The sequence below is a fragment of the Romboutsia sp. 1001285H_161024_C4 genome (assembly GCF_015550185.1).
GTDB lineage: Bacteria > Bacillota > Clostridia > Peptostreptococcales > Peptostreptococcaceae > Romboutsia_C > Romboutsia_C hominis.
On record NZ_JADNAJ010000006.1, the window covers coordinates 56,739 to 71,475 of the forward strand.

Annotated in this window: 12 protein-coding genes and 1 tRNA gene; 2 read left to right on the plus strand and 11 right to left on the minus strand. The window is 28.3% G+C overall.

Annotation, left to right across the window (positions count from 1 at the left end):
* Positions 1-6: 6 nt before the first annotated feature.
* Complete coding sequence (locus I1959_RS11030) at positions 7-1,158, minus strand: cysteine desulfurase family protein (protein ID WP_092923635.1); 1,152 nt, start codon at positions 1,156-1,158, stop codon at positions 7-9.
* Between the two features lie 972 nt (positions 1,159-2,130).
* Between I1959_RS11030 and I1959_RS11035 the strand changes: the two genes are divergently transcribed.
* Positions 2,131-3,126: an asparaginase gene (locus I1959_RS11035; RefSeq protein ID WP_195238304.1), complete on the plus strand. Its 996-nt coding sequence runs from the start codon at positions 2,131-2,133 to the stop codon at positions 3,124-3,126.
* A gap of 17 nt (positions 3,127-3,143) precedes the next feature.
* On the opposite strand, the gene I1959_RS11040 is transcribed toward I1959_RS11035, so the two are convergent.
* Both I1959_RS11040 and I1959_RS11045 read right to left on the minus strand, forming a co-directional pair.
* Positions 3,144-3,599: a hypothetical protein gene (locus tag I1959_RS11040; RefSeq protein ID WP_195238305.1), complete on the minus strand. Its 456-nt coding sequence runs from the start codon at positions 3,597-3,599 to the stop codon at positions 3,144-3,146.
* Between the two features lie 99 nt (positions 3,600-3,698).
* Entirely contained in the window at positions 3,699-5,741 is a 2,043-nt protein-coding gene (locus I1959_RS11045; RefSeq protein ID WP_176579620.1) for an ATP-dependent helicase, read from the minus strand.
* Positions 5,742-5,854: 113 nt separating this feature from the next.
* Here I1959_RS11045 and I1959_RS11050 point away from each other — a divergent pair, with 113 nt between their 5' ends.
* Positions 5,855-6,769, plus strand: coding sequence for a ribonuclease H-like domain-containing protein (locus tag I1959_RS11050; protein WP_166506003.1), 915 nt, complete (start codon positions 5,855-5,857; stop codon positions 6,767-6,769).
* A gap of 75 nt (positions 6,770-6,844) precedes the next feature.
* On the opposite strand, the gene I1959_RS11055 is transcribed toward I1959_RS11050, so the two are convergent.
* The 8 genes from I1959_RS11055 to acsB form a co-directional block, all read right to left on the minus strand.
* The gene (locus I1959_RS11055) at positions 6,845-8,410 is read right to left on the minus strand and encodes a ClC family H(+)/Cl(-) exchange transporter (RefSeq protein WP_195238306.1); all 1,566 of its coding nucleotides are present in this window, start codon (positions 8,408-8,410) and stop codon (positions 6,845-6,847) included.
* Between the two features lie 78 nt (positions 8,411-8,488).
* Positions 8,489-8,579 (minus strand) — tRNA-Ser (locus I1959_RS11060).
* 264 nt (positions 8,580-8,843) lie between these two features.
* Complete coding sequence (locus I1959_RS11065; protein WP_092923615.1) at positions 8,844-9,149, minus strand: zinc transporter; 306 nt, start codon at positions 9,147-9,149, stop codon at positions 8,844-8,846.
* Between the two features lie 12 nt (positions 9,150-9,161).
* On the minus strand, positions 9,162-9,581 hold the full coding sequence (locus I1959_RS11070) for a DUF3842 family protein (protein WP_092923612.1): 420 nt from the start codon (positions 9,579-9,581) through the stop codon (positions 9,162-9,164).
* Positions 9,582-9,614: 33 nt separating this feature from the next.
* Entirely contained in the window at positions 9,615-9,800 is a 186-nt protein-coding gene (locus tag I1959_RS11075; protein WP_092923609.1) for a CooT family nickel-binding protein, read from the minus strand.
* 222 nt (positions 9,801-10,022) lie between these two features.
* The gene (gene acsV, locus I1959_RS11080) at positions 10,023-11,963 is read right to left on the minus strand and encodes a corrinoid activation/regeneration protein AcsV (protein ID WP_195238307.1); all 1,941 of its coding nucleotides are present in this window, start codon (positions 11,961-11,963) and stop codon (positions 10,023-10,025) included.
* A gap of 225 nt (positions 11,964-12,188) precedes the next feature.
* Positions 12,189-12,563, minus strand: coding sequence for a glycine cleavage system protein GcvH (gene gcvH / locus I1959_RS11085; RefSeq protein WP_092923603.1), 375 nt, complete (start codon positions 12,561-12,563; stop codon positions 12,189-12,191).
* Positions 12,564-12,587: 24 nt separating this feature from the next.
* Positions 12,588-14,714 (minus strand): acetyl-CoA decarbonylase/synthase complex subunit alpha/beta, encoded by a 2,127-nt coding sequence (gene acsB / locus I1959_RS11090; RefSeq protein WP_166506005.1) that lies wholly within the window; start codon positions 14,712-14,714, stop codon positions 12,588-12,590.
* Positions 14,715-14,737: the final 23 nt, after the last annotated feature.

The window sequence follows — 14,737 nt, forward strand, 5'->3', positions numbered from 1 at the left end:
AAAAATTCAACTTCTTCTTATTATTTTTCTTAAAGATTCAACTTCCTCTTTAAGTATTTTTACAGCTTCTAAAATCTCTTCTTCTGTATTTAAATCTGATAAGCTAAATCTTATAGCTCCTTCTATTTCTTCATTAGTTAATTTCATTTGAGTTAGTACATGACTTCCTTTTTTCTTAGAAGAACATGCAGAACCTGTAGATACATACATACCTTTTTGCTCTAAGCAATGAAGTAACACTTCTCCTTTTATATCTTTAAATGAGATATTAAGTATATGACACACTCCATCTTCTGGAGAATTTATTTTTATATCTTCTATATTTTTAGATATTTCTTCTTTAAGTAAATTCTTTAAAGAAGATATTTTTTCTATTTTAGAATTTAAATCATCATTTATAATTTTTATAGCCTCGCCTAATCCATATATACCAGGTGCATTTTCTGTCCCTGCTCTTACACCGATTTCTTGTCCCCCACCAGTTAACATAGGTTTTATCCTGTTAGTTTCCTTTATATACATAAATCCTATACCTTTAGGCCCGTGGAATTTATGCCCACTAACACTCATAAAATCTATATTATATCTTGATGGTCTAAAGTTTATCTTAGAATATGATTGAACTGCATCTACATGTAAATAAACTTTGTCTTTTAATGACTTAAGGTACTTACCTATTTCTTGGATAGGTTGTATGGATCCTACTTCATTATTTACGTGCATTATAGTTACTAAGCATGTAGTAGGCTTTATAGCTTTTTTAAGTTCCTCTAAATCTATTTTACCTTCTCTATCAACATCTAAATATGTTACCTCACATCCATCGTTTTCTAAATCCTTTAATGTATTTAAAACTGATGGATGCTCTATACTCGTAGATATTATATGGTTTTTTCTTTTTTTATGTAGATTGACTACACCTCTAATTATAGTATTATTAGATTCTGTTCCTCCTGATGTAAAGTAAATTTCTTTATCCTTAGCACCTAAAGTTTTAGCAATCTCACTTCTTATGGCTTTTATATTCTTTTCTACCTCAACACCCTTTCTATGTAAAGATGATGGGTTTGCGTAATCATGGCTAAGTGCATAAACAACTTTTTCAATAACCTCACTATATGGTTTAGTTGTTGCACTATTATCTAAATATATTTCCATATTTTTCACCAGCTTCCTGTATTAAGTATTTATATAAATTCAAAATTATTCAAATATGTTTTATTTATTCTTTCCAATTTATAAATTATTTTATCAAATTGAAATAAAAATTTTATCTATTATATATTAACCTAAATAGACTTATTTATTATATCATATTTACGTTATTTTTTAAGGTTTAATAATAATATTACTAAATATATATTAAATATAATTGTTGTTTTATTTTATATATTCACTTATAATTTTAACTTAATAATTATAAATTATCACTATTTTGTAGAATTGTAATTTTTTTCAATATTTTTCTTTAAAGTATTGATTTTCATGTCGAAATTTGATAATATATAAACATGGTTATCCCCCTGATAACCTTAGTAAAATCTCTATTCCCAATACCCCTTTTAAATGAATATTTAATTCATTTAAGGCCTACTTCAGATCGGAAAAGAAGTAGGTTTTATTTTTATAATTTTCGTTTGACAATAAATTAACTTTCTTGAAAAGTATTGATTTTTATGTCGAAATTTGATAGTATATAGACATGGTTATCCCCCTGATAACCTTAATTAAAATCTCTATTCCCAATACCCCTTTTGAACGGATAAACTTTATATCCATTTTATCAAGTTGATAACGGAAATCAACTTGATAGCAAAAAAGAGCTTCCCCGAGCTCTTTTTTTTTATATAATAAAATATAAATTATTTTAATGAGTATATATTTTACTAAAATTTTTGACTTTGAATATTTTCTTATAAATTTTAAAAGTTCTTTATATACTAAGTATAATTTCATTTTTATTTTACATTTATCGTCTTTTTTTGCAATCCTCTAACTTTTTATCTATATTTCTATGAGTTTTACTTTCTTTTTAATAAATAATTAACTTTATTTAACATGCTTATATAGTTTTTTTTTGATATAATTTACTTATGATATATATGTATATATTTTTAAGGAGGGACATTCATGACTAAAAAGAAAAAAGTTGCTATAGTTTTCACAGGTGGAACTATATCAATGACTGTAGATAAAGAAATTGGAGCTGCTATTCCTACTTTATCTGGTGAGCAAATAATGTCTATGGTAACTAATATAGATAAAGTTGCTGAAATAGAAGTTTTAAACTTTGATGAAATACCTGGTCCTCATATGACTCCTGAAAGAATGATGGAGTTAAAGGATTATGTTAATGATTTACTTATTAGAGAAGATATATGCGGTGTTGTTATAACTCATGGTACTGATAGTTTAGAAGAAACTGCTTATTTCTTAGACTTAACTATAACTAGTATAAAACCTGTTATAGTCACAGGAGCTATGAGAAGTAGTTCAGAGCTTGGATATGATGGTCCAAGTAACTTATCTGCTGCTGTTTGTACTGCTATATCTGATGATGCTATAGGAAAAGGTGTTCTTATAGTTTTAAACAATGAAGTACTTTTAGCTTCTGAAGCTACTAAAACTAATACATTATCATTAAATACTTTTAAATCTTTAACATCTGGACCTCTTGGTATAATAGATTGTAACGAATTAGTTTTATATAAGGATGTTGTCAATAGATCTATAATAGATACAGATAAAGTTGAGTCTAAAGTTGCTCTATTTAAATCTGTAGTTGGTATGGATGATGAACTTATAAAATTCGCTACTGATAATGGATACAAGGGTATTGTCATAGAAGCTATGGGTAGAGGTAATATACCTCCTAAGATGTATGAAGGTGTAAAATATGCTAGGGAGAAAGATATACCTGTTGTAATAGTTTCTAGATGTCATTCTGGAAGGGTATTTGATAGTTATGGATACTTAGGTTCTGGAAGAGACTTAAAGAACTTAGGATGTATTTTTGGAGGAGAGTTACCTGGTCAAAAGGCTAGAATAAAGCTTATGCTAGCTTTAGGAAAAACAAATGATTTAGATGAGATAAAAGATTTCTTTGAAAAAGGTATATATTATTAAAACAAAAAAATAGGACTTTATAAAGTCCTATTTTTTTGTTTATTATCTATATAAAATGTTATACCTACAACCAACATCTGTATAAGTAATACTAAAATAAATGTTATTATGAAATAATGATAAGCTAACATACCTATAAAGTAATTACTACTTATAACCATACTAACTATTATACTCATTATCATAGATATAGTAATTTGATATCTAATAAATGTATTTTTCTTATTCTTAATACAGTGCATAAATATCGTTCCAAATATTATAAATAGTATTATCGATATTATTTTTATCACTTGTAGGTTATTTGTATTTAAAATTCCATGTTCAAATATAAACTTATTATATCGCACATATTGCATAATTCCAGCATTTTTGTTAGTTAAATACTCTATTATAAAGATAGATACGGCTAATGCTATCTGAATAAATAATGTTAGACTATATGCTAATTTTCTTAATACTTTCTTACTCATACTCTCTCCTAATATATATTTCTAGTTACTTACCTCCAATCAAGTAATTTTGCTTATTGACAAGATATTTAAGTTATCTTATTTTATATTTGACTAAAGCTATATTTTATAAATTACATTTTTTATTGAACACACTTTATAATCTAAGGTTCTTTCTCCATCACTAAACTTAACTTTAACTAAGTTATTATTTTTTTGTACTATTGTACCTTCCTTAAATCTTTTATGATAAATTTTGTCTCCTATTGTTAAGCTTTCTATTTCTTTTTTAGTCGCTCCTTTAATATCATCTATAAATCTAGATTTAGATACTTTTTTTCCATATTTATTAGATGGAGAGCTTATATATATATTCTCCTCAGCTCTTGTTATAGCCACATACATAAGCCTTCTCTCTTCCTCAATCTGATTAACTTTTTTTTCTTCATCATTTATATCATAAGACTTTTCATGAGGAATAGTTCCTTCTGTAGCTCCTATTATATATACATTTTTAAATTCTAATCCTTTAGCACTATGCATAGTAGTAAATATTACTCCATCAGAATTTTGATTATTTTTATTTTCTATCAATTCTGACTTTACTCTTTCTATATGATCTAAATATTCTTGTATTGTATTGAAATTTGTAGCAGAACTTTCTAGTTCATTTAATATTTCTATTAAACCATTTGTCTTTATTTTTCTATTTGTACAATAATCTAGTATATATCTATCATAATCTAAACTTGTTCTTATATAAGAAATTGCATTTTTAGGATTTAATGTTTTTAAATAACTTAAATCTATATCCAAATCATTTATAGTCTTAACTTGTTTTGGATGAAGGTTACATTTATTTATTAAAGCATTTATAAAGTTTTTTTCATCCTTAACCATATTTACATGTTCTTTTGATATATATCTAAATGGTTTATTTATTATCCTAACCCAATCTTTATTTGAATCTGGATTTACGCCTATTCTTAAATAAGCTAATATATCCTGAGCTGCCCAATGATCATATATAGTAATTATCGAATCTTTCACTATAAAAGGTATTCTCATATCCATAAATACATCTACTAGCGCTCTTGATTGTATATTAGTTCTATATATTACAGCAAAATCAGTATACTCAACATAATCTTTTTTCATTTCTTCTAATATATCTTTAGCTATAAATACTGCCTCTTCTTCTGAATCATTAGGAGATATATATTTAACATTTCCACCTTCTCCTTGATGACATTTTATAACTTTTTCATATCTATTCTCATTTTTTTCTATCAGTCTATTAGCTATATTTATTATTTCATCTTTTGACCTATAATTTATATCTAATAGAACTTTTTTAGTTCCTTTAAAATATTGCTCAAACTCCAATAAAAAGTCTGGCCTAGCACCTCTAAATCCATATATACTTTGATCTTCATCTCCCACTACAAATATATTATTGTTAGGATTAGCTATTAGTTTTAGTACCTCAAACTGAACCTTGTTTATATCCTGGAACTCATCTACTAATATATATCTATATATTCCACGAACCATATCTAGTGCCGATTTATTGTGCTTTAATAAATGGTATGTCTTTATTAACATATCATCAAAGTCTATCTTATTATGTTGGTTTTTATGCTCTTCATATAGATTATAAGCTTTTAAAAATTCATCACTAGTTAATAGCTCTGATGTAAAGTCTCTAATATCCATCAATTCATTTTTTACATAGGATATTTCATTTATTACCTGTCCTATAGTTTCATCATCATCTGCATTTTCTATATTTAAGCTTTTCAATATGCCTTTTAGTAGTAGCCTCTTTGATTTTTCATCAAATATATTGTCTAAGCTATATTTCTCAAAGTACCTAAGTATTCTAAAAAATACAGAATGGAATGTTCCATACGTAACCTTATTCATTCTATGATCATTACTTAAACTTAACGCTCTATTTTTCATTTCTACTGAGGATGCTTTTGTAAAACTTATAGCAAGTATACTACGAGGGCTTATACCTTTATTTACTACCATATTTGCTATCCTATATGTTATAACCCTCGTTTTACCTGATCCAGGACCTGCTAATACCATACAAGGTCCATCTACATGTTCTACTGCAACCTTTTGATTTTCATTTAATTTATCTATACTTATCATAACTTACCACCTTGAAGTATTCTTTCATTAATCTATAATATAAATATAACTTTTTATATTAGTTATATAGCTAAACTATATTATAATATATAATTTCAAAAAGGAGAAATTTTATGGAAATCATAACTAATACATTAGATAATTTCGTAAATATTCCTTCAGATTCCTTCGTATTTGATATAGAAACTACAGGTCTTAGCCCTAAGTTTTGTAAAGTTATACTTATAGGAATTTTATTTAATAAAGATAATAAAACCATAATTAAACAATATTTTGCTCAAACTGAAGATGATGAAAAAGATTTATTATTAGCATTTATAAATGATATCAGTACCTTTGATACTCATATAACCTTTAATGGATTAGCCTTTGATATTCCATTTTTAAATTCTCGTTTTAATAAATATAATATTGATTTTGAGTTAAATAAAAATGATGATATTGATATTTTAAATATTGTAAGGCCATTTAAAGGCTTACTGTCTCTTTCTGATTGTAAACTAAAAACTATAGAAAAATACATTGGTATATCTAGAGAAGATACTATTTCAGGAAAAGAAAGCGTAAAACTATACAAGGAATTTGTGTCTTCTAAGTCTGATGATTTAAAAAGCAAAATATTACTTCACAACTATGAAGATATATACTATTTAGGGTACCTTTATAAAATAAAAGATATATTAGAAGAGAAACTAAAGCCCATTGTAATTAACAATAAAGATTTATTCTTAAAACTTATACCATTATCCTTTAAGATAAATAATTCTAAATTAACACTTAAATATAATATATTTGATGGTAACAAAGTACCTATAAATATTTATAGCGATAATTACTCTATATTATCAGATGATAAGCACATTTTACTTAGTATAAGTTTGAATAAAGGTATAGATAAAGACAATAATATAGTTTTATTTTATCAATTAAATAAAATAATTCCCTTAAAAGTTAACGATAATTTTTTAGACTTAAATATTTATAACCTATGTGAGTATATAATAAAAAAAGAACTAAAATCTTTATAAGATTTTAGTTCTTTTTTTATTATAACTTAGTTATTACAATAATTTATAATTTGAACTATAACATATTATACAATTTTAATTTTGCGCTAAATTGACTACATCATCTAATACATTCGAGCATTCACATTGGTTTGCCATTATAGTTAAATAATCACCTGCCATTATCTTTGTTGAACCTTTAGGAATTATCTCAACATCTCCTCGAGTTATCCCTACTATTAAACAATTTTTAGGCCAAATTATATCTTTTACACATTTTCCATCTAAATCACTATTAATATGGACCACTGTTTCAAATAATGTCTTTTTGTTTACACCAGTCTCACATTCATATTCCCCACCTTCAAGAAGTCTTTCTAAAAGACTTTCATATATAGGATGAGAATTAAGTAAATCTGATGTCAATTGAGCTATTATTACAACTATCGAAAGTGGTAACAAATGATCAAGAGATCCCGTCATTTCTAGTATTAATATAATTGCTGTTATAGGTGCCTTTACTATTGCTGCAAAGTGACCTGCCATTGCTAGAACTACAAAGTTAATTATATAAGTTGATGGTATTCCCATATACATAGCACTTATAATTCCTACTATATTACCTACTATTGACCCTAATGCTAACAATGGGAAAAATATCCCTCCTGGAGCCCCTGATCCAAAACATATAAATGTAAATATAAATTTTGCTATAAGTAATATCATTAGTAAATTTAATGTAAAGTTCTGTTCTTGCAATGTCATAATAAGTTCATGACCTCCACCTAATAAAACTGGTGATATAAGACCAATAATTCCTGTTAATATGAATGGAATCATTATCTTTATTTCTTTGCTTAATTTACTATTTTTAAATATAGTTTGAGTTTTTAATATACCACTATTAAATAATACACCACTTATTCCTACTACAATTCCTAATATTATTAAGACCCAGTAGTATTTTAAAGGCATTGCATTTAATTTTGCGGTATGTAATGATGGCATTAATCCAAAAAATTGCTTTGACACAAAATCCGCTGTTATAGATGCTGTCATTGCAGATGCTAAAACTAATGGAGAAAAGTTCTTATGTGCTTCTTCTAATGCAAACATAACTCCCGCTAAAGGTGCATTAAAAGCTGCTGATAAACCTGCACTAGCTCCACATGTTACAAAATACTTTTCCTCATTATCTAATTTATCTAATCCTTTAGATATACCTTCTCCTACACATGCACCCATTTGCACTGATGGACCTTCTCTACCTACTGAAAAACCTACTCCTAAACAAAGTAAGCCTCCTATAAATTTATTTACTAAAACCCTAAACCAGTTAATTTTAATTCTTCTGGTAAGAATTCCCTCAACTTGAGGTATTCCACTTCCCGATATCATCGGCTCTCTTTTTACCTGTTGAGCTACAATATATCCTAAAGCTATTAATATCATAAATATAACTGGTATAAATAGTATATCTTCTCTACCCTTAGAATATAGACCCTTGAATAATTCCATTAGTTTTGAACCCAGTATTCTGTATACAACAATTATTAGACCTACAGCTATCCCTACAAGTAAAGAATCTCTTATTAACCTATACTTAGAATTTTGACTTCTCTTTAATATATTATAAGCTCTTTCCTTATTAGTACTTATCATAAAATTACTCCTTTCATTTATATTATATTCACTGAAAAGGAAAAAAGACTATCGCTTAAAAAAATCGATAGTCTTTACTGGCGGAGAAGGAGGGATTCGAACCCTCGCACCGGTTACCCAGCCTAAACCCTTAGCAGGGGTTCCTCTTGAGCCACTTGAGTACTTCTCCATATTTGTTACGTATTTGTTTACATATTTATTATATATTTTTATATAATTTTAGTCAATACGTTTTCTTTAATTTTTATGATTTTTTTACAATATACTAAATAATATGTATTTAAAATTATCAACAGACACAGATTACATAATTTAAACTAAAATATACATTATCATGCATAAAAATTTACTATAAACTTTATTGTCATATCAAGTATATAGCATACTTTTAAATTTAATTATTCTAAGTATGCTATATATCTATTATATTTAATTACATATGCTTTTTAGCTTCTATAAGCATTTCATTAGCTTTTTGCATATATTCTATAGCTTTCTCTATACTATTAGCTGTTTCTTCTTTTCCTATAGCCCTAGCCTTGTCTACCCACTCTCTAAATCCTTCCTCATGGCTTTCATTATGATTTACCCAATGAAGTAGTAATATTTTTAAAGTTTTTTCGTCTTTACTTTCTCCATCTTCACCATGTGTATGTGGGTGTGAATGATCATGACAATGCCCATGTGGGTGATCATGATCATCTGCATGATGTAATTTTATTCTATCATTAGTTAACATATATACTCCCCCTTATTTTTTTATGTTAAATTCTTTCTTTATTAAATCTATACTATCCTTTATTAACAGCGCTAATGGCTTGTTTTCCACTCCTACTACCTCTATATTTTCAGGCAATATAGGTAAAAATATCTTTAGAGCTTCACTATCTACTATAGCTTCACTCATTTTGCAAGTTACTTCACCCATCATAGAATTTGGCATTGAAACAGATACTGGTGCTACTATTATATTTGCCTTCTTTACAGAAGTTACTATTGCATTTTCCCCTGTAGCTCCCTTATTTGCATGAGATTTCATCATAGAGCTTGTTGCTATTGAATTAGTACCTAGTGCATATATGTCTATGTATGATGGTAATTCTTCTCTCAGATTTGATACTATCTGGGCCCCTATACCTCCACCCATTCCATCTATAACTGCTATTATCATACTATCTTCCCCTGTTTTTCTTATGTTTATTTTTTACTCTGATATTATTATTTTATGTTCCATTAGCCTTATCTCTTTTATACTTCCATCTACTATTTTCTGTTCTCCCAATAAATCAGTTAAGTACACTTTCCCTTCAAATGGATCTACACTTACTACATTTTCCATTATTCTTTCTAATTTATCCCCTTTTTGTACATAAGCTGCTGATTCACACATAATAACCCCTCCATATTTTAACTTAATATTAAATTATTATTGTTTACTTTATAACTACCCTCTTGAAAACGTTTGTGATTTTCTCCAAAAAAAGGTCTCTTTTAGTATTTAATATTTCAATACTATAAAGAAACCTTCATGATTTCAAATCACTATACATTATATACTTTGAGTATATCACCTTGTACTATATAACGCAATTGATTTTAATTAATTATATACTTATATTTTCACTTTATCTCCTAACAGTTCTTTAACTGTTGGGAACTGTTCTATGTTAGTGTGTGGTAAGAAACATGCAGATATAAATTCATCCATATATGTTGGATAGACACTTAATTCTACATAAGTCATTTCATTACCTATATCTTGTAGTTTCATTTTAGCATCTTTGCTTACAAGAGCAAGATAAGAACCAACTAATGAACTATTTCCTATATATGCAAACTTTTCTCTTTCTATATCTGGAAGTAATCCTATTAAAATAGAATTTTCTATATTTAAATTATTTCCTATTCCACCAGCTATATATACCTTATCTATAGCACTAAAGTCCATCCCTAAGCTTTCTATTAGTGTTGCAGCTCCAGAATATATTGCACCCTTAGCTCTTATAAAATTATCTATATCCACTTCTGTTACTGTTATATCATTTTCAATACCATACTCTTCTTTAAATGCTAATACGTATTCCCCTATTTCATGTTCATTAAATCTTATTCTGTCATTGTTTAAATCTTTATTTATCTTACCTCTTCTATCTACTACCCCACTAAGTAACATTTGGCATATTAAATCTATTATTCCTGAACCACATATACCAATAGGTTTATCATCTCCAATAATAGATAACTTTGGATATAAAGTTTCTTTATCTATACTAACTTTTTCTATAGCACCATTTGATGCTCTCATTCCACAACTTATACCTCCACCTTCAAATGCAGGACCTGCAGAACAAGCACAGCTCATCATATAATCTTTATTTCCAAATACAATTTCTCCATTAGTTCCTAAATCTATAAATAATATATTTTCTTCACTTGTCCATATTCCCGCTGATAATACCCCTGCTGTAATATCTCCTCCTACATAACTAGCTACTGATGGCGCTAAGAATATATATGCACTGTCATTTACATTTAAACCTATGTCTTTTCCTATTAATTTTGGTGATTTTAAAAATGGAGGTATAAATGGTTCTTGTCTTAAATAATCTGTGTGAACTCCTAAAAATAAACTAGACATAGTTGTATTTCCTGCTATTACAAGGCTTACTACATTATCTTTATCTATATTATTTTTAATATAGATAGATTCTAATAATGGATTTATAGTTTCGTCTATAACAGCATCTCTTAAATGCTTAAGTCCATTTTTCTTTGTTGAGTATATAATTCTATGTATAACATCTGCACCATACTTTATTTGTGCATTACCTGATGATGCCTTATCTATAATCTCTTTTGAATATAAATCTACTAAACATACTACAACTGATGTAGTTCCTATATCTATAGCAACTCCATATAATTGATTTTCATTGTTCCCTGGTTCTATATTTAATATAGTTATTTTATTCTTCTTCTTAACATAAGTTATAGTTACATTAAAATCACTTTCTCTTATAACCTCTGGAACTTTTCTAAGTAACTCTACTGTATAATCTATTTCATCATATCCTAAATTATTTCTAACATATCTCTCTATTCTATCAATATCACATATATTATCATCTATAGTTGGTTTATCTAATTCTATATATGTTTTTTCTATATTAGTTTTAAAATCAAAATTATTATCTTCTATTATTTTTTTTGCTCTATCAAATATTTCCTGGTCTTTTTTCTTATCGCTACCTTCTATTTTCATACCATGCATAGATGAAGATAATTTTGATGGAACTTCTATTTCTATATCTTCTATTACTTTAGTATTACATGCGAGTATATATCCTTGTTCCCATTCTTCATCTTTTATATGTAGTGTTTTTTCTGTATCTACTTTTCCTTTTAATAGCTTAACCTTACATTTCCCACAAGACACGTTTCCATTACATGGAGCATCTATAAATATTTTATTATTTCTTGCTATTTCTAATAAATTTTCCCCTTTGCTGCATACAACCTCTTTATTGTGCGACTTAAAATTTACTCTAATCATATACCTATCCCCCAATATGTTATATAGTATAATTTTACCCTAATCCAACTTATAAGTACTCAAATTCATAATATTATAAGTATCTTTTGTGTGTAAAATTATAGTACTATCAATTTAAAAACCTATGCCTTAAATTTAATAAAATTTACTACATTTATTTTGTATAAAATCAAAGGAGTACAGATGTTTTAGATTTACTAAATCTTCTGTACTCCTTATTTATAACTACTCAGCTATAGCTTCGTATTTCTCAGCAGTTAATAAGTTTTCTAATTCATCTGCATCAGATATTTTAACTTTTACTATCCATGCATCATATGCATCTTCATTTACATACTCTGGCTCATCATCTAATTTTTCATTTATTTCAACAACTTCACCAGATATAGGAGCTATTAAGTCAGATGCTACTTTTGAAGATTCAACAACACCAAATTCTTCACCTTGAGTTAATTCATCTTCAAGCTCTGGCATTTCAACAAATAATATTTCTCCTAATTGATCTTGAGCGAAATCAGTTATTCCTATATAAGCAAATTCTCCTTCCACTCTAACCCATGTATGTTTATCTGAATATCTTAAACTTGGTATAACTTTCATTTGATTATCCCCCTTATTAGTTGATTACATTACACATTCCATTGCTAAAGCTGGATGACCTTTTTCCTCTAAGAATGCTAATACTCCTTCAGAATCACTAGCTATAGTTTCATCACATATCATATCTGTAAAGTTTTCTATACCTGTTAATTCTTGAACACTAGCATTTAACTTATCTGCTACATATTCTTTTAACTCTTTTGGCATCCAAACTATTCTAGTTGGTCCACCCTCAGCATAAGCAAACTTCTTAGAAGATATAAAGTGTCTTCCGTGACCCATGAATCCTGGAGTTTGAACTCCTCCACCTGTCATAGAAGCTAATTCTCCAAATGTCATACCAACAGGAGTTTCACCAGAGAACTCTCTATTAACTATAACAAATCCATTTGCTTCTGGCATTATACCGCATATACACTCGAAGCATCCGCAAGAAGTCATTGGATCTTCTAATATAGAATATAATGTAACATTTTCAACAGCACCTTGAGATATTTCACATACTGTTTCATTAACTGCTTGCCATATTCCTGTTCTTTCATCTAAGCATTCACCCTTAACTATTGGTTGGCATGGTCCTGTTGGATCTAGTTCTTTAGTAGCTTTAGCATCTAACCAGCTAACTGCTCCACATAATCCAAGTCTTTCAGGAGTAACAACACAAACGTGTGCAGGTGCAAATGATTGACAAAGGTTACAAGAATAGAATTCCTCAACGCTTTCATCAACTAATGAAGCTAATCTTTCATCTCTAGAATTATATCTATCTATAGCTTCACCCTTCATTTCTGATACTTTTTGTGCATCAGTTACTATAGTTACTTCGCATTTATCAACAACTGATTCAAATTCATCTAGCATCTTAGCATATAAAACTTCTCCTATATGCTCTAATCTGAATCCTTTTTCAAAAGCATCTTTAGATATTCTTACCCAAGACATATCTCTTTGACCAACATGCATTACACCTTCTATATAGTTTAAGAAGTAGTGTAAACGTCTTTCTAAAACTGGTTCGAAATCTTCTTGCATTGCTTTACCAGCTATTTTAACTATAACAGCAAGTGGTAATCTTACAACACCGTCAGACTCTATTTCATCTATATTTGGACCTATAACCTCTATTTTATGGTCTTCAACTTCACTTAATTCTTTTTTAACAACAAGTTCCCAAGCTTCAGTTTTATTTCCACCAAATTCAGCAAACATGTCATTTTTTCTTATTCTTTCACCTTCAAATGCAGCAGCAAAAGATACTGGTATAGGTATTTCAGTTACCTTTATCTTTATTCCTCTAGCTTCTAATGAAGTAGCTACAAACTTATCATAATCTTTTTGAGTTAATAAATTCATTGGAACTTCTAATACTGTTTGATCAGTTATAACTGGGAATCCTAAAGCTATTGCTCCAGCTCCACAAGATACAACTAATTCACTTAATGGTCCAAATGCATTAACAAATGCTGGAACTCTCTTAGCAGTATAATCTAATAATCCTGCTAAATCTCCTGGATTTAATCCTCCAAATATCAATGCTGCTCTTACTGCTACAGATACAACATGGATAACAGAAGTTACATCATATCCTAGAGGGATAACTCTTAGTTCTAGACCCATCTTAACATCAGCTTCTATAGCTTGATCTATTACTTTTCCTACTAAGAAAGTAAGTAATCCTTTAGATTGGTAATTTTTTATAATCTCAGCTGCAGTTTCTGCATCTGGGCATTCTCCAAGTACAACAGCAACCCCTGGTATATCTCCTGTAACTAGAGGTACACCTAATGATCTTATTATAGGGTCAGTTATATGACCCGCACAAGGTTCACTATATGGTGCATCTATTGTAGCATATTTTACAGCTTCTATAACTTCAGCAGATAAAGCTGTAGCTAAACCAGCATTAAGTGCATGCTCTAATAAATGAGTTCTATTTACTAAACCTTCTACTATAGTTAAAGCACCTTCTAAATCACCTAACGTATTCATTTTTTGTCCTGTTGCTGCGTATATACAAGGTAATGAATATGCAGTATCAGGGAATGCTACATTATGTTCTCTTCCATGTTTTTCTATTGCTTCGCTTACAGCGCCTTTAGCAGCAGCCAAAGCTTGTTCTGAACCATTAAAAATAGTATTATATAAATTCACTCTATTTTCCCCCTTTTTAAGCT